Raw genomic sequence first — 21,370 nt, forward strand, 5'->3', positions numbered from 1 at the left:
CTTCGTTTTAATCGTTGGGTCCAGTGTCTCGCTAATTTCAATGAACCCCTGGATAATCCTTTTTTATATAAAAGGCAAGAAGCGAAAGGTGCTCTTGCCTTTTTGACAGTTATATATGTTTAACACTAAAAAGCTTTATATCACTAAACGTTATTATATTAATATATCAATAATCACAATTTCAAATTTTTAAATTACAAGCAAACTCTTACTAATCGAACAATTATTGCACACCTTGATAAATAACTTTCTAAAAATTATACTGGAATAGTATATTTTAAAGGAGGTTACACTGTGTCTAATTTCAATAAACAGAAAATTGTGGAAAGCGTGCCGCAAAAAGGATTCTTTGGACATCCTAAAGGCTTGTTTACCCTATTTTTCACAGAGTTTTGGGAACGTTTCTCGTACTATGGGATGAGAGCGATCCTTGTCTTTTATATTTATTATGAAGTTTCAGAAGGCGGTTTAGGTCTGCCGGAAACAACGGCATTATCGATTATGTCCATTTATGGTTCTCTCGTTTACATGTCAGGGATCATTGGTGGTTGGTTAGCTGACCGGATCTTCGGGACGCAAAAAGCCATTTTCTATGGTGGAATTTTAATTATGCTTGGTCATATTGCTTTAGCAATACCTGGAAATGTTTCATTATTCTTTATTTCAATGGTCCTTATTATTCTTGGTACAGGTCTTTTAAAACCAAACGTTTCCAGTGTTGTTGGAGATATCTATAGCGAGGAAGATCAGCGTCGTGATTCAGGATTTAGTATTTTCTATATGGGAATTAACCTTGGTGGTTTTCTTGCCCCATTAATTGTCGGTGCTCTAATGGATACTAGTTTCCATTTAGGTTTCGCTGTTGCTGCTGTCGGTATGTTTATCGGATTGGTTCAATTTGTGACCACAAGAAAGAAGAATCTTGGACTTGCCGGTACGTATGTAGCAAATCCACTGTCACCTGATGAAAAGAAAAAGGTTTATACACAAATTGGAATAGGCACTTTAGTTGTAGTTCTACTCGTAGCAATTGGTATTCCGACTGGTCTTTTAACCTTTGATAGCTTTACTATACTTGTTGGTATTCTTGGAATTTTAATTCCTATCGTTTATTTTACTGTGATGTATCGCAGTCCAAAAACAACAGCTGTTGAACGTTCACGTTTAATTGCTTACATTCCATTATTCATTGCAGCGGTTATGTTCTGGGCCATTCAAGAACAAGGCTCTACTATCCTTGCTAGCTATGCAGATAAACGAACACAATTAGAATTTTTAGGGATTACGTTATCACCTGCTTGGTTCCAATCATTGAACCCATTATTTATTATTATTTTAGCACCAGTATTTGCATGGCTGTGGGTGAAACTAGGGGATCGTCAGCCATCCGTTCCAAAGAAATTCTCTTTAGGAATCCTATTCGCTGGTCTATCCTTCCTGGTTATTCTAATCCCAGGTTACTTTGCTGGAACGGATTCATTAGTAAGTCCAATCTGGCTTGTTCTAAGTTATCTGATTGTTGTACTTGGAGAATTATGTTTATCTCCAGTTGGTCTTTCTGCCACAACAAAATTAGCTCCAGAAGCTTTCTCTGCACAAACGATGAGTTTATGGTTCTTATCTAGTTCTGCAGCTCAAGGGATTAACGCACAACTTGTAAAATTCTATACACCAGAAACTGAAATGGCGTACTTCGGTACAATTGGTGGAGTAGCCATTGTACTAAGTATTATCCTCTTTTTGTTAGCTCCGAAGATTTCTGCGCATATGAAGGGGATTAAATAGAGATAAAGAAAACTGCCATGTTTTGCTCATGGCAGTTTTTTTATTGAGATCAAGAACAAACATATTAATCAAACGTTTGATTGACCGTTCGCGAGTCACTATGACCGCTTCTATTTCGTCTTTTCTATATCACTTAACCCAATGACATCGTCGTTTGCTATCACAGTATAGGTCCAGTAATATTCTTGGATCTCAGAAGTACCGTCTGAGTAAAAGATTTCTGCTACTTCGTAGGTGTCTACTTTGAATTCTCCTGGCAAAACGCCTTCTCTTACATCGAGAACATTATAGTTTAATAAATCTTCCGTAATCCCTTTACTGTTTAAATTTTTCACGAGGTCTTTCTGCATGCTATACAACGCACTATCCGGAATTAAGGTTGGCTCAACTAATGAGAATTCGTTATATTCAATTGCATCAATCAGCAGTTCAATATAATTGGATACAAGTTCGGATACTTGTTCTCTAGACACCGATGTCGCTGCGCCTTCAGAGCCATTTGAAGAAACTTCCTCTAGTAAATCTGTTTCTTTTTCTATATACCTGTCATCGGACGCAACATCTTTCTTGCGCATTTTCACTAATGCATCCTCATTGGATTGTGTAAATGTCTGTGTTTCTCCATCGGCGTATATTTCGATGGTCTTTGGATTGATTAATTTAATTTCCATACTGCCATATTCGTCACTTACTGAAAGAGAATTCTCTCCAGCATAATTTAATGTGATTGTTGTTTCGTCTTCATACGAGCTATCGTAAAATCCCAAAGTTGCTTGTTCATCATCAGTAGGAGTTATGGATAAAAAGAAATTATACTTCGCATTAAACCAATAGCCTTTTAAATCCGCTAATTTTAACTGTTTTTGATAAAGCAAATACTCCTCAGCGTAAATGATTGAGTAATCCTGTAGTTCTTCTAATAACACTTCGGGCTTTTCCCCATCAGCCGTTAAATATCCGATCTTGTTATCCATAGTTAAATAGTAAAAGAATCCATTTCTGACATAAAGGTTTTCAATATCGGATATTGCTTTTGTTTTTTCTTTTCCTTTTTCTTGGAAAAATAAATTCTTATCTTTTGTTAAAAAGTACACATCGCCTTTACCCAATAATCCGTACTCTTCAATGTCTGTCCCTACTTTAACAGGTTCACCATTTCCATTTGATTGATAAAGGTCTCCATCATGATTTAAATAAACGAGATGGTCTTCATCCACTCGATAGCTCTCTACATCAGAACCTAGTTTTACCTTTTCTTTTTTATCAACATGATAAACATTTAAAATATCATCACTTGTAATATAGTAAACTTTCGATCCATCTGGTGTTAAAAGTTGTTCCGATATGTCAGATGCTACCTTTTCTCTTTCGCCGTTTTCAAATTGAATATATAATTCGCCATAGCCTTTTTCAAAATTATATTCTTCTAAATACGTGATCGTACTTGTATCATATGAAACGTCCGGTGACACAATCTCCATTTTAGACAGTTTTTCTTTTTCACCCTCGGCATGTACTTTATAAAGCATTCCGTCTTTATTGGTATAAACGATGGCATGATCTGATACCGTAAAGGATATAACATCCGACGCCACTTCCGTCTCGGTCTCGTCCTTAAATGTGATAGTCGAAAGCTCATTTTCCGCGTCTAGGACATAGATTGATTCCTCATCCGCTGCTAGTTTATATTCATAAACATCACTAGCAAGTTTTGTACGGTCTTCACCTGCTTTTTTCATATAAAGACTACTATCGGTAGTTAAATAGAATACCTTGCTTCCATCGCTAGAAAAAGAATAGGACCATTCTGAAACATCGGAACCAATTTTCTCCTTTTCCTTCCCTTTTTCCATGTAATATAACTGTTGTTAATTATCTAAAAATAAGACCTTTGTTCCATCATAGTTAGCGATTTGCGAACCCACTGAAACATCGCTAGCCATTTTTTCAACCTCTGCTTTTCCGTATTTCACATAAAGATCGCCAATCATTCCATCAGAGCTTGTTGTTTTCACTAACCATAAAACCGGCTCTGCGGCGGTATTTTTACGATCAGCACTTGACGATGATGCTGACTGCTCTTGATTACAAGCCGCTAAAACAACCAATAAAAGAAAAAATAATAACAATCGACCCCAACTTTTCATAACCCTTCATCCTCCAAAATAGTTCTTTCTATCAACATTCTATTACTATATTACTATATAACCTCCAATACAGAAATAAATAAATAAATAGGTACCAAGTCTGTTAAAATCTGTGAAACAGGGGTACTATGCCACCGGGGAGAAAGAGAGCCAGAGGGATAGGTCCTTTGACATATAATGAGTCAAGGAACCTATCTCTCTGGCTCTCCCCTATTAACAAATAGAGAGAGGGACTTTTATCTCCCTCTCTCTATTTGAAATAATAATTATTTTTTCGGTTCTAAATCTTCTATCGAGTCAATGTCCATATATACTGGTACGGCTAATCCGATTCTGGCACCTGTGAATTTTGGTCCGAGGTTTTCATATTCACCTTCGTACTGGGCATATATTTCGCCATGTGTGGCTGGTAGCCATGGTGATAGAGTGGCATCTGCATCACTTGTTGCGATGGACTTAAACAAGACCGCTGGATCAACCGGTGTAATCGAGACATTAAATCCTTGTTGTTCCAAAACAATCTTTGCTACATTTGCAGAAAACGTCCCATCATCCCAAGGTGTGAACACTAATTCAATGGAAGTTCCATCTACGGGTTCAATTCCTTCTGTCCACTATGCGACGGTTTCCTGATTTTCATCTACCCATTCCTTGGCTACTTCATCAATCTTTTTTTCCTGAGCATTTAACAAAGCTGATTCCATGTCAGATAGTTCCCAATGAAACCGATCAAGAAGGGCATAAGCCGATTTTGAGATACCCTCTTTTTACTCTTAAATTGATATGGTGGTACTATATACTGTAGCTAATTCTCGATGATAGTTTGCTTTAATGATAAGTTTACTTCTTAATGATTCCGATAAACAATCGTTTACTAGTTCTTCATAATGTCTGGATTTCATTGAATGCCAAATGTATAACGCCTTATCTAACATATAGATCCCTCCTTGTGATTATACATAAATCGCAGGAGTCGTATTCGATAGCTGGCGAGCATTGAGTCAACTTTAGCCCTTTAGCCCCTTTAGCTTTGCGTCACTATTTTTCAATAGTTTTGCCATTTCGTACGATTTATGTTAACAAATACCTATATATTTCCATTTAATACATTATTTAACTTGCGAGAAAGAGGAAAAAGTACTATTTTGAATATTTTATAAAAAATAATGGGGATTTTTATTCAAGTTTCTCTATTTTTTACCATTAGAAATTGGCAAAAAAATTATATCTTAACAAAAGGATTCCAAAGGTTACATTGGTAATCAATCACAACATCCGATGGTTATAACCCCTTCTTTCAAGGAACTATCATAGTTAAAGAGTCTAAATGAAACAGTGTAAAACACCTCTCGTTACCACGCATTATTTTATACTAATTTTTTATCCATCCGGTGATAAATTTTTAAAAATATCAAAAGATACTTTTTCTCTCACAGATATTCAGGCACTAAGTATGTTACTTATAAAGGGTATACGCCAATTGACTATTTAGATTCAATGCATCACCTGACTTACTATCTGCTTTTTTACTACCAAAATAGTAACAAACTATAACAAAAGAACTATTTCTATGGTATACTAGTATACTAATTTTAGAAAATATATTTTTCTACACACATTTGAAAGGGGATAGCTATGTATAAGTACAAATTGATTAAGGTTTTAGCAGCTTTTTCTCTAGTTTTGTCATTGCTGCTGCCACTGACTTCTGTTAGAGCAGAGGAAGGGAATGGGTCAGAGGAGACCCAAGAAACTACATATTATATGGAGGTTAATCATTTCAACCCAACAGATACAACGATTCATCTTAGCTTAGAGCTAATAGGCAATGTAGATGCTGATGATCAAGTAGAATATCACATTTCAACTGTTCCAAACTCTGATGGACAATTTCATAAAGTTATAGCTTATGAGGGTTCGCCACAGGATATTACAATTGAGGGTTTAATTCCAAATACAGAGTATATCTTTAATATTGATACATACATAAATGGGGAATCTGTCGCTACAGAGCTTGCTCAAAGCACGAAGACATTTGCTCGCCCATATTTCAAGGATACAGCCTTGGAATATGAAGTTAGAAATCACATTGGAAATCTCGACATGCATAAACCATTAGTAGACAGTGATATTGAAAGTATTGAGGAATTATACTTATCTAATGCTGATATCACGTCATTAGAAGGTCTGGAAAAGGCAGTCAATTTAAAAAGTTTGACATTAGATGGAAATCATATTACTGACTTGACTCCTATATCAAAACTACCTAAATTAGAGAGTTTATACATTGGGGATAATGATATTTCGGATCTTTCTATTTTATCCAATTTAACAAACTTAGAATATCTTAACTTAAACCAAACGAACGTATCACATGAAGAACTTGCTAGTATTTCGAAACTAACAAATTTAAAATATCTCCATTTATGGGATAATGGTTTAACTGACATTTCGGCTCTAATGGGTCTTTCTAACTTGGTTCAATTGACTTTAGCAGAAAATCAAATTTCAAATTTATCACCTTTAAAAGGGATGGATAAACTCGAAGTATTATTTTTAGATCAAAACAAAATTTCAAATCTAGCACCATTGGGCACCCTCCCGAATTTACAGCAACTATTTATTTCAGAAAACCAAATCTCAGATCTTTCACCTTTAAAGAGTTTTGATAAATTGGAGTTATTAGTTGCTAATAGCAATAAGATATCTAGTCTTGATAACTTAACTGAGTTGGATTCCTTAATGTATGTTGATGTTGTTGACAACCCGCTATATTCTTCAGCACAAGACGCTATTAAGGTATTAGAAGATAAAGATATTTTTGTTGACTATTTACCAGACGATATCGGTCGTGGTGGGATGGAACCAAAATCGGTCGTTATTAAGCCAACAATTGAAAAGGGTATTGCAAAAATAGAACAAAATACAATCGAAAAATTAGAAGCAGGTGACACACTTATTGTGGATCTTCATGAAGAAGAAACTGCAAAGGTTACACTTACAGCTGAACAAATTACGACTTTAAAAGAAAAAGGTGCTTCCCTTGAAGTGAAGAACAACAAGGTTGAGCTTAAAATACCGCTTTCGAATTTACCAGAAACAAAAGAAATTTCGACTGTAGTTAAAAAGTTAGATACAGTTGAAAATGCTGTTAGTGACGTATACGATTTCACCATTTATGCAGACGGAGAATCTGTTCATCAGTTTAACGAACCAATCACACTTGTATTTAATGTAGATGAAACAAAAGTTACTAACCCTGATCATCTAAAAGTTTTCTATTTTAATGAGGAATTGAGTGAATGGGAATTGGTTCCAGGTGCTGTTTATAAAGATGGAAAAGTGTCCGTAGAAACCAACCATTTTAGTATCTTTACCGTTTTTGAATCGCCGGATAATAAGGTCAATACTCAAGACCCAATCACGGATTCTAAACAAGATCCAGATAAAGAATTGGAAGAGAATAATAAAAATAATGAGGTCAATGCTCAAAATCCAATTTCGGAAACTAAACAAGATTCAGATCAAGAATTGGAAGAGAATGATTCTAAATCATCAACGGTCGACTCAACTTTTGATGAAACAAAAGTAGAAACAACCGAAGCAAACCAGAACGCTATTGATCAAACAGTTTCCAATCCTCAAAATAAAAACGAAGGTAGCAGCGATGGAGAAAAACTACCAAATACTGCAACCCCGATCTATAACTTTTTACTTTTCGGAACAATTATTCTAATAGCAGGATTGTTACTTTTATATATGCAACGAAGAAAAGGTTTATAGTAATCAAGAAACACCGGATGGTTCCGGTGTTTCTTTTATTCAGGTATCACTGTGACGTACCGACTAAAACATAAGCTCTAACTTTACCAATCCCTTTTACTTCTATCATTCCTCTCTCCTGGAACTGAAAGGATTCATCAAGCAGTTGATAAGTGGTTTGTGTTACTTGAATAGTCCCATCAATCGCTTCGGATTCCATTCGAGAAGCGATGTTAACGGTGTCTCCCCATATGTCGTAGGTGAATTTCTTCTTCCCGATGACTCCTGCTATAATCGGTCCTGAATGAATTCCTATTCGTAACGTTAAAGGATAATGAGATTGTTTGCTTATTCTAGTAATATATCTCTGCATCTCCAATGCTAATCTAGCCATTCGTTCTGCTGCATCTTGAGGTGAATGTGGTTCTCTCCCAACAGAAGCCACCATATAGTTGTCCCCAATCGTCTTAATTTTCTCCAAGCCATACCGCTCCGTTAAATCATCAAAATAGGAAAAAATCCGATTCAAATAAAGGATTAGTTTATCACTATCAATGGTCCTTGTGAATTCAGTGAATCCAACCAAATCCGCGAAAAGGACAGTGACATTCGAATGTTTTTCTGTCACAATAATGCTTTCTTGCAACAATTCTTCTGTAATATGCTTTGGTAAAATATTAGCCAATAGATTCTCTGACTTTACCTTCTCTTTTTCTACCATTTTCAAATGAACAAATTCTCTCCGATTTGAGTATTCTATGAAATAACCTGTCATCGCACAAAGAATTATAAAATAACCAATAATAATATAAATATTGATTAGTACACCTCTTGCTATTGGGTCGTAATAGTTTTCATTTTGAAACATCGTCACATAAACAAAAGGAACCACGATGATGGCAGCCACGATATTCGCATAATAAAAACGAAGTCTAGCTGTTGTATAGGTTACAGCTATTAAGAGAAAGACCCCAACAAAATAGTATTGATAGGCACGTTCTTCCGGGGAAATCATGGCTAAAATCAGTTCGTAGCCAATACTAATCGTAATTAATATCATCGAATTATACAGATACGAATACTTGGCAAATCGAGGAAAGCAGTTTAGTAAATAAGCAATTGGAAAAAAAGCAAAAGATAGGAGCCGTATCATTATAATGGTTTGTTGCTTTTCACCAAATGATAAAAAGTCTAATAAAACAAGAGATAAGGTTGCCACAAAGGCTAAAGGGATCAACCATTTCCCATAGCTAACTGTCTTTCTGTCATATTCCCTAATAAACTCTCGCTCAATTAAGTCAGGAAATCTTAATTTTTTTGCTCCTCGCAATAAATCTTGATTATTCATGTATTTTCACCTTAAAAATTCATCCTTTTGTAATCCAGATTACGGAAAACTCCTCCTTTTATCATACATAATGATGAGGGCTAATTCTAGAAGGATGTGTTTATTCATGAGCTTCTTCATTCTGTTATTTGCTCATTTCATGGGAGATTTTCCGCTTCAAGGCTCATTTCTGTCCACTCATAAAGGAAAGTACCCCTATCTTCTATTCGTTCATTGCTTCATTTGGACAGGGTGTATCGCGGCTGCAGGCTATTTAATAGGATATACGATTACCTTTATCGACTTAGGATTGTTATTTTCCCTACATGCCTTAGCTGACTATTTGAAGGCAAAACCTGCTTTATTTTACAAAAAGGCAGACCCACTGCGGACGGGACTTTATATTGATCAATTCATCCACATCCTTCAACTTCTTCTCTTTATGATGATGCATTAAGAGTCAAAAGTCCTGTTTCTTTTGATATAATCCTATATGAAACTATGATTATAGGAGTTAACAGAGATGGATCTTACATTTATTAAAAAAATACCTTTTTTTCAAGGACTGGAAGACCATGAATATCAGTTACTTTCTCCCCTTTTGATTGAAAAAGAGGTCAAAAAAGGGCAACATATTTTTCATGAAGGAGATGTGGGGACGGAGTCCTATCTCATTAAACAAGGAAGGGTTAAAATCTATCGACTCACAAATGGAAAGGAATCGATCCTTGCCTTGCTTCATAAAGGGGATTTTTTCGGAGAGATGGCGATGTTGGACCCTCATAATAGTAGGTCTGCCTCTGCAGTTGCATTAGAAAAGACAAACTTGCTTCAATTGAGGGAAAAAGACATGACTTCTTTGCTGCACAAAAAGCCAGAGTTGGCGATTAAGTTACTAAGTCTAACGATGGAGAAACTACGAAGAGCCAATGAAAAAATCCAGAGCATTACCTTTTTAGACGTCAGAACACGTATCCATCGATTAATTTTACAGCTCGTTCAAGACTACGGAATTCAAACAAGCGAAGGTGTATTCATTGATTATAAAATCACCCATCAACAAATGGCCGATTTAATCGGTGCCGTCCGCGAAACGGTGTCGAAAATACTAGCGGAATGGCAGCAAGAGGGATGGATCATCATGAAAAACAGGAAAATGATCATCAAGGATTTCTCCCAATTTGAACAACTCATACAAGAAGATTGATTGGAGGCGATCTCGAATGTGCTTTGCATTTTCAGATCGCCTCATTTTTTTTATTTTATTGAACTTTTTGTAATTTGGACTACAGAATGAAAGCGAACATTTTGTGATAATAAACCTAGAGATAAGGAATTCATAGTACCTACATAACTTTTATAAAAATTCATAGAAAAGGATGATGTAAAGTGGAACAAGTTATTACAGGAATTATTATTGCATTTTTAGTTTTTCAAACCATCAACTGGTTTGTCCTTCAGGCGTACCGAGTAAAATTAGACTTTCAAAAACATTCCATCACCCAAGCTCAAGCAGAGCGCTGTCTATTACATATTCGCTTGATGTACTTTTGGTTACTATCAGACTATTATACGGGACGCATGACAGAAATCTATTACCTTGCTTACGAAAGCCCTGAAGTCAGCATCGAAACCGTAGAACGAATGAGAAGAAGCATGAAACGAAGAATGGTCCGTGGACTACCTAAACAACAACAAAAACGAGTTCGTGCGTGAAACATGGGGACGGTTCTGCCTGTTTCACCTGAACGTCCGAAAAAACGCACATTGATAGATCTAAACTACTCAATGTGCGTTTTTTGTATTCTCTATGACGTTTAAAAACATCACATTCAAAATGGAACAAGCTTTAGGAGAATACAAACTATTAGTAATGAAAAAGTATACTAGAGAAGATGGAACTTTTATTGAGGAACAATACCAATAATCTGATTAACAAGTATTCTCTACTCTAACCCTAAAAAAGGGTTAGTGAAGCATGAGAATTGTCCCCATGTTCCCTCATCACTTAGAGTACTTTTTACTACGTCCTTCTATCTAAGATTATCGACATTTTTAGTGCGTATCTACGGCGAAAATCTCGCATTCTGTCGAATAATAGCAAACGAAAGATTCAAATATTCAAATACTTTGTAGTATAATAATGTTGTGAATATTATAATTAGTATATTTTAGGATGAAGGGAGTGAGTATAAGTGCCTCTAATTGAAATGAGGGAAGTAATTACCCCATTAAAATTAATTGGAATAAAATTTTTCCGGACAAGGGAGGGTCAACTTTTTATTAAATTATTTAATCGTCCTCGAAGGAAATTCTTCTAGCCTTCTAATTGACCATAAGGAAAAACCATGGTACTCCAGTTAACTTCTATCTTTGATAAATTCACCTTTAGTGTTCTTAATTGGAAACATATTCATTCGTAACTAAGATGTATTCATGAAAGTATTTAGCTTCTGTCAGATAGCTTTTAGCTCTCAGATTACTTTCATTGGATACAAAAAGAAGCTAGGTATCTTCAATTGATCACCTAGCTTAACTTATTTCCCCTCATTCATACTCCAAGTTAATAGAATTTCAATTGAATAGGGTTTTCTGATTATCTAGCAGTCTTACAACTCGGACAAACGGAATAGGATGTATCGTATTGGCTCCCGCAGTTGCGGCAAAATACAATTCCATCAGGGATCGGTTGTTTAGCTGTTTGTTTTGTTTTAGTTTAAGCAGTTGCTGCTGTTTCTTATTTAATTGTGATGGTGTTCGTTTTATTCCTTTTCAAAGACACAGTCACTAATATTAAGTAATGAGACAAAGGTTTGAACTCGTCGAAACCAATCCAATAAAAACAATGGGTTTTCTGACGTTTTGTTTTAACCTCCAATTATAGGAACTTCATCTTTTGTGCAAGAACGATTGTTACCCTGCAATAAACTTTAAAAGTAGTAAAAACACAGGTTGGTCTTGATCCAATACCCAAACAAGAAAATTTGGATAGTGGAACGCGCAGAACCGTCCCCCTGTTTCCTTCTTTTCGACAAATACTCTTTCTTTTCCCAGGAAATTTTGATTTGATTCCCTTTGATTCGAGGAAATATGATTTTGCCCCAGTCTTAGGTTATTTTCCATTTCTATAACAAATTTCCTATTTCGTGTAACGAATTTGGAACCTACGTCTGAAGGATCTCATAAATTATATTGAATCATTACTGAAAGGTGGAATTAAGTTATGGATAAAGATCCGTTGCAAAAAGATCCGTTCAATGAATTAATGAAGCCATTTGATGCTTTTTTTGGTGAAAAACCATTGAAAGGATTTTTACAATCAATTGATGAATTATTCAACAAATCATTACCATTTCAATCATTTTTTCAGGTAAAGACATCTGAAACTGACTCAGAGTATCTAGTTGTAGCCGAATTACCTGGTGTAAAAAAGGAACAAATTGAAATTGATATTCTAGATCGTTATTTAACGATCTCCGTCCAATCCCGCGAAGAATTAACAGAGGAAGACGATAAACAAAAGACATATAGGAGTCAGCAATCTTGGCAAAGATCAAGTAGAACAATCCCTTTTCCACAGCCTATTAGTGAAACGAAAGTAAAAGCATCCTACGAGAATGGAATGCTGCAAATTTCAATTCCTAAAATAAAGGGGAAGCAAATCTACTTAGATTAAAATGGAGCGACAGGTACATTTCAGAAACTGGAAGTTGCCTGTCTCCCTTCTCACTTTTACAAGATTGAAGTACGTAATGTCCCTTGCCCCGTGGATAAACACAATATTTTGTCGTAATAAAAAACACCCCGAAAGTTAGAGTAGAAAATCTAACTTTCGGGGGTGTTTTTAATGGCTAAATACAGTGAGAAATTTAAAATTAAGCTTGTTACCGAATATTTACAAGGGAATCTTAGTTATGGATCATTGGCCAAAAAATATAATATGGGCAGTAAAAATCGAATATATGAATGGGTAAAAATATATGAGGCTCAGGGTAGAGATGGTTTAAAAAGGAGAAAGACAAAGAAGAGGTATTCTGTTCAATTTAAGTTAAGTACGGTACAATTTATCAAAGAAACAGGTGCTTCTTGTTTAGAAACTGCGATTCGCTTTAACATGAATAGCCCATCCTTAATTAATAGTTGGGTAAATTTATTTCAATTAGAGGGAATAGAAGGCCTGAAACCAAAGTCAAAGGGGATACCTTCTATGTCTAAGAAACCCAATAAACAAACGGATAAAGTTGAAAAAAAGTTATCGCGTGAAGAAGAGTTGGAACGTGAGAATGAACTATTGAGATTAGAAAATGCTTACCTAAAAAAGCTGAAAGCTTTTCGGGAAATCCGAATGTCTTCCTCGAAAAGCACAAGCAAAATTGGCATTCGAACTTAAAGAAGAAGGATTCCGATTAAAGGATATTTTTCTTGTGGTGGGTATTCCTGAAGCAACTTATCACTATCATGTAAAAAATATGGGGAAAGAAGACCCAGATAAGAAACTAAAAGAGCTCATTTCTGACTTATTTAAGAAATTTCATGAACGTTATGGTTATAAACGCATTAAAGAGGAATTAAAGAAATTAGGCCATCGTGTTAACCATAAAAAAGTGTATCGACTTATGCGAGAACTAGGTTTGAAATGTGTAAAGTTTATGCGGAAATCCCGGAAATACAATTCCTATAAGGGGAAGGTTGGAAAGGTAGCGAAAAACCGTCTATCTCGTCGTTTTTACACACCTATTCCTCTTCAAAAATTAGTAACTGACATTACTGAATTCAAATGTCTAGGCGATGAGAAATTGTATTTAAATCCTATTCTTGATCTTTATGATGGGGAAATTATTTCGTTTGGAATTAAGAAACGCCCAACTTTGGATCTGGTCATGGAACCTTTAGACGAAGCGATTGAGATCATAAAGAATCACGCATCCTACCGTACTACCATCCATTCGGATCAAGGGTGGCATTACCAGCACTACCGATGGGTGAGGACATTAAAGGAAAATAAAATTTTTCAAAGTATGTCACGCAAAGCGACCTGTGCAGACAACGCTTCGATGGAGAATTTCTTTGGCATTTTAAAGCAAGAAATGTATTATGGGGAAAAACTAGTAAGCTATGAAGAGTTAAAAAGAAGAATAGAAGAGTATATTTATTGGTATAACAATGAACGATCAAAGGAAAAATTAGCTGGACTAAGTCCAGTGGAATACCGAACTCAATCCAGCCAATCAGCTGCATAATAAAAACTCTAACTTTTAGGGGTCGCCACCGAACCGTCCCCATGTTTCATTAACCGCTTATAGATTGGTCGTCGTTTTCTACGATGTCGATGTTTTTGTTTCGATTGCGTAGAAGGAGGTATGAAGCGATTAGGAGTGCTATTCCTCCAACACCACCGATGGATCCGTAAAATAATGGTGTGTTGTTATACCAACGAGCAATGAGGTTGGTGGTTACAAGGAAGTCGCTGACTTCTTCTACTAATTCATTCCCCGCAGCATCGACGGCCACAATTTTAACGTTTTGTTTAGAGTTGCTGTTGCCGATTCCAAATGTGAAGGTTTCTCCATCATTTTGGACCTCCACTTCTTTATCATTTAAGTAGATTTTCGCATCCTCTAATACTAAGTTATCATTGATCGATACCGATGCCACCTTGCTATCTACTGGATATTGCTCTCCGCTTTCTAAATTGATTGGAACGATAACCGGCGCTGTTTTATCAATACCGAATGAGATTTCCGCTTTTTTCGATTCATCGATATTTTCATTTACGTTTCCTGCACGGTCCTCCGAATAAAGAGCAACGGTATACTTCCCATCACCCGCGAACAATTCTTTGTTCACTGTGTACGTATATTGGCTCCAAGAACCTCCGCCACCTGATTCAGTAACCGTATAATCAGTGCCTGCTACTAGATCACTAGGCGTACCATTCTTCGTCATTTTTACAGAAATACTATCAGGATTTAACGGATCTACGTTCGTTTCCGTCACGATAATATCTCTTTCTTTTTGAACATACTTACCTGCGATTTCACCTAATGTTTCATCAAAAGCATAAACCGATCCAAATCGATTGACCGAGAAACGAATCGTTTCCGTTGTTTCATTTCCCGCATGGTCCACAAGGGTAGCGGTTAATGTATAGAGATCATCAATTTCTTTTTCTTCGGCAAAATTTTTGAACGTGAACACTCCGCCATTTGCAGCGTCTGCATAGGCTCCGTCCAATTTAACCGGTCCTCTGTTGGCTCCTGTTAACGTAATCGAAACAGCTTCACGATTAAAGTTTGTATCAGAGTACGAAATCACAGGTGCGACATCGCCCTTGTTAGCCGATTGATCGGCAACGCCTGTAATTTCAAGCTCTGGTGCTGTTTGGTCCACAACGAACTCTTGCATCGCAAAATCATCCATGACATTTCCAGCCATATCAGTGTAATCAATGTCAAAACTGTAATGAGCATCTTCAGTATATTGAATCGTTGCTGTGTTCACATCTCCACTTCGACTCCAACCACTAAGGCCAGGGAATCCGACAGATTGGCCATTATCACTTGCAGAACCGCTCACTCGAATTCGACTAGGATCAAAGTTATGCTCGGTAATCGAAATCGTTGCAGTTCGTGCCTGATTATAATAGTTTCCATTTGCTGCCTCATTGTTATTATAGGAAACTTGGATTTCAGGCTTTGTTTTGTCAATCGTGAATTGATCTGTCTGGTATGGTGCAGCTTTGTGTCCTGCATTATCGTGATAACTTATATCAAAGGTGTAATCTCCATCTGCACTATAGCGAATCGTTGCGGTATGGGTTGTTTGGTCAGGGTTTGCACCATTTCTTGATGTACTCCAACCAACTAATTTCGGAATGACTCCATCTGTATTCGTAATTCGATAATCAACATCTTCTGGCTTGAAGTTACGCTCGGTGATCACAATCGTAGCCGTACGGTCTCCATTGTAAAAATCAGCATTTTGCGCATCCGCAGAGTTGTTATCATATGAAACGGCAATACTAGGAGCACTCTTATCAATACTAAACTTCATTTCATCTTCCGAAACATTTCCTGCCCGGTCTGTCATCTTCACTTTTACGACAATGTCATTACTATTATTCGTAACAGCGATCGTTTTCTTCATTTCTGTCACAAGGTTTTTATCGGTTTTCGTTTGCTGCCAACCAGTACTGTCACTGCCTGCAGCATAGGTTTTATCATTGTTGATTTTAACGGTTCCGCTTTGATTTTGATCGGTATCATATGGTGCCTTTACTGACCACTGGATTTCGCTAATACCTGAATACGTATCGGTTACCGTTAAATTTACATTGACATTCCCCGCATATAGATCTAAACCGTTATTATCTTTGTATTGCGCCTCTGCTTTTTCCAGTTTAATAAGTGATTCTTTCGCATGCTTGTTTGCATTTTCCACAATCGCACCGTCTGGCGTTTTGAAACCTGATGTATTTTGAACATGGTCCACAGCCTTGGCAAAAATTTGCCCTTTGAACGCAGCCGGCACGTTAAAGGTAACTACCTTCGTATCATGTAACGGTGAGATACGACCAATTTCGGACTCCGCAATTCCTTTTAATGAACCATCTTCTTGAACGGCAAAGTATCTACCATTATCATGATCCTTCAAATAAACCGTCATCGATTTCACACCACTGGTGAATTGATTTTCTACTTTCGGATCATTCGCTTTAACCGTTACTTTGGTTGTCTTTTTAAAATAGTACCCATAATTCTTCAGTTCAACCGAACTATGAAGACTGTTTTCATCTACTTTTACGTTTTCTTCTTCATTTGAAAAAGTAATGTCCGTGATGACAGGATTTGTTTTATCGATAAAAATGGTCTGCTCTGCAGCGTTTGTATTCCCAGCATTGTCCACCACATTAACCGATACAACATAAGATCCATCCGCTCCAATCACATTTGCCGGATCATCGGTACGAATATCGTATGTCAACGGAGTATTAATTTTGTCATCCTCTGTTGAATAATCATACTCATACTTCTTTCCATTCACGTCAATGGTCACGGAATTCACACCTGATTGGGTATCTTGAACTTCAACTGCAAATGTGACATCGCCATTGTATTGGTTGCCACCATTGGAAGCTACGTTTTTATTTGGAACAATTGAAATTCCCACTTCAGGGTTATTTTTATCAAACATCACCGTATTGTTATCTGAAACAATATTCGAGTTCGCATTTGTGATTTCATAGATCGCACTGTTTTTCACATGGTCGGTTACTTCCACGGAGAACGTTCCGGTGAAATCTTCGTGATCAAGGGTGTAAGTGGCTACAGCGTTTAAGCCATCGTGTTGGATGTCTTTTTGCTCTGGAACGACCTTCTCGTCACTTGTATGCAAGACAACCGACTGTATTCCCGCAACATCATCCTCCACATTTACTGTCACTTCAATCGCTTTGTTGAAAAACGTTCCGAAAGTCAGGAAGTTCAAGGCTTTTGTTACAGGACCATCATTGATCATGCTGAACGTAACAGCTTCACCCTCAGCTAATGTTGGTACGGCTTGGTCGACATAAATCTTCTGTTGCGCTGAGTTGGTATTTCCTGCATTATCCGTCACATGAACAGTTAGATCATATGAACCATCTTCATTGATTGGATGATTTGAATCATCAGTACGAATTGGGTACGTGATTTTACCATTTTGCCTTGATTCTTCTTTTGAATAATCATATTCGTACTCTGTTCCATTGATATCAATGGCTACGTTATTAACACCAGCCTCATGGTCTTGGACATCAACTTCTAAAGTAACATCTCCACTGTAATAATCATCTTTTGTAAAAGTGTCCTCGTTAAGCGGAACGACATTGATTCCTACTTCTGGATTGGTTGTGTCAATCATAACGAGATTATTTTCCCCAATAATATTAGAGTTTTCTTTCGTTATGTCATAGATTTCTCTGTTATTCACTTCGTCGGTCACTTCTACTTGTAAGGTTCCAGCAAAAGCTTCCGCATTGATTTTAAATACAGCTTCGGTTTGTAGTTTACCAATCTCAATTGGATCATGTTTAATGAGATCTTCTTCTGTGATTTCATTCCCTGCCTCGTCAAATGCCTTCAAGCCAATGGATTGAATCCCAGAAACATCATCTTGTACCTTCACACTTACTTCAATTGCTTCATTAAAGAACGTTCCAAATGTAAGGAAGTTTAAAAACTTCGCCCATTCTTGATCATTGACGGTATCGATGTGTACTGCTTTTTCATCACCATTTGGTAATGTCGGTGCGTCCTCATCAACAAAAACAGTTTTCCCATCGGTTGTGATATTTCCTGCATTATCCTCTACTTCAATAGACAACTCATAAGAACCATTCTCATGTTTGACATATTCGCTTGTGTCAATGGAGTAGGTTAGTTGCTCCGTTTTTCTTTCGGGTTCTTTGGAGTAATCATGTTCGATGGTTTCTCCGTTTATCTTAATCGTTACATTATTGACCCCTGATTGTTCATCTTGAGTGTCAATGTTAAAGGTAACATGCCCGTTATAATAATCCCCTTTAATATAGGAATTATCGTTGTTTGGTGTTACCGAAATTTTTGCCTCTGGAGCTTTTTTCTCAATCATGACCACTCCATCGCTGCCTGGGTCAGTATTTGAGTTTTCATCATTTACTGCATAGGTTTCTGAATTGTTTACATTGTCTTTTACATCAACCGTAAAGGTTCCTTCGAAAGCTTCGATATCGAGGATAAACTTGGCCTCGGCATTTAAGCCATCAACTTTGAAACTTCCATTTACTGGTGTTGGAACGGCGCCATCAACACTTGTTTTCAAGTCAATCTTCTTAATCCCTGAAGCATCATCTTTTGCTTTTACCGTAATTTCAATCGCTTCATTGAAGAAGATTCCAAATGTAAGGATATTAAAGAACTGTGACCAAGAATCGTTGTTTATAACATCAAACGTTACGGCTTGTCCATCAGCTAGGGTTGGGATGCCTTTATCGATGTTGATGTCAACGGTTTTTACTTCTGAAACGTTCCCTGCTGCATCAACCGCCCATATGCTGTAGATTCCTTGGTAATTTTCATCAACAGTCGTGAAAGAATAAGTTCCTTTATCTACTGTAACTTCTGTTCCTACTGTACTATCCGTTTTTTCACCTTTCGAATAGTAGACTTTATAATCAGTAGAGTACTCAATTCCCTCGAATTTTTCCGTAGGATTGCTAATGTCACCTGAAATAGTTACAGCACCACTGAACCATTTGGAGTCACCAACCGTTGCTTTGTTTGGACCATCTAACTGCGGTTCTCCTACAACAGGGCTTTTTCGATCAAAAAGAAGATATAGGCTGTTGGTCAACTTGATTTCCTTTTGATGCTTCTTCCCGTTTTTAATATTTACTAAAAATCTATCAATCGAAATGGATTCATTAATCTTATGGGAATTTTTCCAGCCCTTAAAATCCCCCGAATCAGAAAGATCCAAGCGGTTATAAGGATCTAGCGGTGATGCTGTTAATTCCGCATGATTCGAATAAACATAGATTTCCTTTTTGCCTTCAGTATAAGTCTTAATTAATTCTCCAGCTGTTGGCGAGATGGAAATATATTGCTTCCATGTTTCTTCTAATACGGGCACTTCACCGAATACCACTTCAATGTTCGTGTCTCCTGTAATATTGGAGGCAGTATAAGTAAATGTACCATCATCATTTTCGTTAAAATTTGGATCGGTGATTAAATCTATATTTGCTCCATTTACTTTTAACGAACTAACATGGTAAGAGTTATTATCTGGAGTAATCGTTGCAACGACTGTTTTGCCATGATCTACAGTATCAGCAACTTCAATAGTACCTTTTCCCTCAACCGATGTTGTTACATTGTAAGTATTAAGTGCAAATGTAACTTGAACTTTTTGATCTTTCGTTACATTCATCAACGTATGGGTATAACTACCATCCGCTATTGGAGTAAAATCAATCGGATGATCATCAATAAGAATACTTTCAACATGATATCCTGTTTCCGGTTTAACGGTGAAAGAAGAATCAGAGCCATGGTTTACAGTAACCGTTCCCCCGTCAGAAATAAGGGTTTCTCCACTTTTTACAGAACCGTTTTCATTACTGTTAAACGTTATTGTATAAGATTTTAACTTATACTGTACGTCAATACTTGTATCACCTGTCACAACAATGGGAGTTGTTTGATAAGTATCGGTGATCGTTGTTTCTTTTCCGGCTATCGTTGCTTTCACTGAATCAACTGTGTAGCCATCTTTAGGCGTAATGAGAAGATAGATTTCCTCTTCTGCTTTAACTTCAACAGGGTCTTTTAAGTCTATTTCCTTCTTATTATATTTTAATTGGACTTCCCCTAATTGTGATGGAGCTGCTAATGATACCGAGTATTGCTTTTTAACAAATTCAACCTTGATCTTGGTATCTTCAGAGAATGAAATCTTCTGGGTAAAGCCTTCTGTATTTGCGACTTCACCTATATTGATTGAGCTGATTTCATAGTGTGTGTCAGGCGTGATGGTGACGTCAACTGCTTTTCCATTTAGTACCTCAACGTGGCTTTTACTCGTTAATTCTTTACCATCAATCGTTACCTTTCCAGCACCTGATTGATCTAATGTAATCGAATGGGTTTCTGCAAACTCAACAAAAATCGTCGTATCTGCTGAAATACTTGTAATCGTTTCTATATGGTTTTTGATATCTTTAATCTCTTTTGTTTCTTCACCGATTTTAACGGTTTTAATCCCATACCCGTCTTTAGGTTCGATTTTTATTGAAACTTCTGAACCTGGTGTAACCCCTATTTTTTCATCGCTAGTATATTCATTGTCACCAATTGTCACCTTACCGATATCTGACTCTGAAATATCCAAGGTAATGGTATGAGTTACTTCTTGGACCTGCGTTGTGTCATCGCTTCCAGGATCGGCTCCACTAGTTGTATCCTCAGAGCTAGTCGTGTCATTACCTAGTCCAGACTCACCGTCTGTACCAGATTCAGTTTTACTCTCTTCTGGTGTTGGATTTTCTTGAGACACATCCCCTTCATTCTCGGTCCCAGCAGAATTTTCCCCAGGTTCTGTTTCAGTAGGAGTAGTAACTTCTCCTGTAGGCGTCAGCCCGCTCTCACCTGTTTCGGCAAATGCACTCGAAAACACCCAAATCGGCGTGTTATAGATTAACAATGTGAGCGCCATGACAACAGCCAAAAAGCGGGTCAACTTTGGTTTTCTCCTCGTTTTTCTCTTTGTTCGCATCTCACTCTCTCCTTAACATGTTCCCCTTGTCTGCAATAAAGTTATCTATTATCTA

14 protein-coding genes and 1 riboswitch are annotated in these 21,370 nt (G+C 36.9%); of the genes, 8 read left to right on the top strand and 6 right to left on the bottom strand.

The window, feature by feature from the left end; all coding sequences use genetic code 11:
- Window positions 1-294: 294 nt before the first annotated feature.
- Window positions 295-1,785: a peptide MFS transporter gene (locus Q5760_RS21790; protein WP_428909680.1), complete on the top strand. Its 1,491-nt coding sequence runs from the start codon at window positions 295-297 to the stop codon at window positions 1,783-1,785.
- A gap of 110 nt (window positions 1,786-1,895) precedes the next feature.
- Here the strand turns inward: Q5760_RS21790 and Q5760_RS21795 are convergent, their stop codons facing one another.
- From Q5760_RS21795 to Q5760_RS21810, 4 genes are all read right to left on the bottom strand, one after another.
- Entirely contained in the window at window positions 1,896-3,638 is a 1,743-nt protein-coding gene (locus Q5760_RS21795; protein ID WP_428909681.1) for a TcaA NTF2-like domain-containing protein, read from the bottom strand.
- A gap of 15 nt (window positions 3,639-3,653) precedes the next feature.
- Window positions 3,654-3,932, bottom strand: a complete 279-nt coding sequence (locus Q5760_RS21800; RefSeq protein WP_428909682.1) for a hypothetical protein — start codon at window positions 3,930-3,932, stop codon at window positions 3,654-3,656.
- Between the two features lie 266 nt (window positions 3,933-4,198).
- Complete coding sequence (locus Q5760_RS21805; RefSeq protein WP_428909683.1) at window positions 4,199-4,501, bottom strand: glycine betaine ABC transporter substrate-binding protein; 303 nt, start codon at window positions 4,499-4,501, stop codon at window positions 4,199-4,201.
- A 204-nt stretch (window positions 4,502-4,705) separates the two neighbouring features.
- Window positions 4,706-4,867 carry a hypothetical protein gene (locus tag Q5760_RS21810; RefSeq protein WP_428909684.1) on the bottom strand — a complete coding sequence of 54 codons (162 nt, stop codon included), beginning with the start codon at window positions 4,865-4,867 and terminating at the stop codon, window positions 4,706-4,708.
- A gap of 43 nt (window positions 4,868-4,910) precedes the next feature.
- A riboswitch (cyclic di-GMP riboswitch) is annotated at window positions 4,911-5,001 on the bottom strand.
- Between the two features lie 566 nt (window positions 5,002-5,567).
- Here Q5760_RS21810 and Q5760_RS21815 point away from each other — a divergent pair.
- Entirely contained in the window at window positions 5,568-7,715 is a 2,148-nt protein-coding gene (locus Q5760_RS21815; RefSeq protein ID WP_428909685.1) for a leucine-rich repeat domain-containing protein, read from the top strand.
- 46 nt (window positions 7,716-7,761) lie between these two features.
- Here Q5760_RS21815 and Q5760_RS21820 read toward each other — a convergent pair whose 3' ends face one another.
- Window positions 7,762-9,042, bottom strand: a complete 1,281-nt coding sequence (locus Q5760_RS21820; protein ID WP_428909686.1) for an adenylate/guanylate cyclase domain-containing protein — start codon at window positions 9,040-9,042, stop codon at window positions 7,762-7,764.
- A 106-nt stretch (window positions 9,043-9,148) separates the two neighbouring features.
- On the opposite strand from Q5760_RS21820, the gene Q5760_RS21825 reads away from it, so the two are divergent.
- From Q5760_RS21825 to Q5760_RS21850, 6 genes are all read left to right on the top strand, one after another.
- A complete protein-coding gene (locus Q5760_RS21825; protein ID WP_428909687.1) occupies window positions 9,149-9,478 on the top strand; it encodes a DUF3307 domain-containing protein in 330 nt (109 codons plus the stop codon).
- Between the two features lie 66 nt (window positions 9,479-9,544).
- Window positions 9,545-10,228, top strand: coding sequence for a Crp/Fnr family transcriptional regulator (locus tag Q5760_RS21830; protein ID WP_428909688.1), 684 nt, complete (start codon window positions 9,545-9,547; stop codon window positions 10,226-10,228).
- Window positions 10,229-10,410: 182 nt separating this feature from the next.
- Window positions 10,411-10,737 (top strand): hypothetical protein, encoded by a 327-nt coding sequence (locus Q5760_RS21835; protein WP_428909689.1) that lies wholly within the window; start codon window positions 10,411-10,413, stop codon window positions 10,735-10,737.
- Window positions 10,738-12,244: 1,507 nt separating this feature from the next.
- Window positions 12,245-12,697 (top strand): Hsp20/alpha crystallin family protein, encoded by a 453-nt coding sequence (locus Q5760_RS21840; protein ID WP_428909690.1) that lies wholly within the window; start codon window positions 12,245-12,247, stop codon window positions 12,695-12,697.
- Window positions 12,698-12,868: 171 nt separating this feature from the next.
- Window positions 12,869-13,411: a transposase gene (locus tag Q5760_RS21845; RefSeq protein WP_428912658.1), complete on the top strand. Its 543-nt coding sequence runs from the start codon at window positions 12,869-12,871 to the stop codon at window positions 13,409-13,411.
- A complete protein-coding gene (locus tag Q5760_RS21850) occupies window positions 13,395-14,261 on the top strand; it encodes an IS3 family transposase (RefSeq protein ID WP_428909691.1) in 867 nt (288 codons plus the stop codon). Before Q5760_RS21845 ends, Q5760_RS21850 begins: the two co-directional genes overlap by 17 nt.
- A 49-nt stretch (window positions 14,262-14,310) precedes the next feature.
- Here the strand turns inward: Q5760_RS21850 and Q5760_RS21855 are convergent, their stop codons facing one another.
- On the bottom strand, window positions 14,311-21,315 hold the full coding sequence (locus Q5760_RS21855; RefSeq protein ID WP_428909692.1) for an Ig-like domain repeat protein: 7,005 nt from the start codon (window positions 21,313-21,315) through the stop codon (window positions 14,311-14,313).
- Window positions 21,316-21,370 lie beyond the last annotated feature (55 nt).

It is taken from the genome of Niallia sp. Kr1, assembly GCF_050389805.1.
Taxonomy (GTDB): Bacteria; Bacillota; Bacilli; order Bacillales; family Cytobacillaceae; genus Bacillus_BD.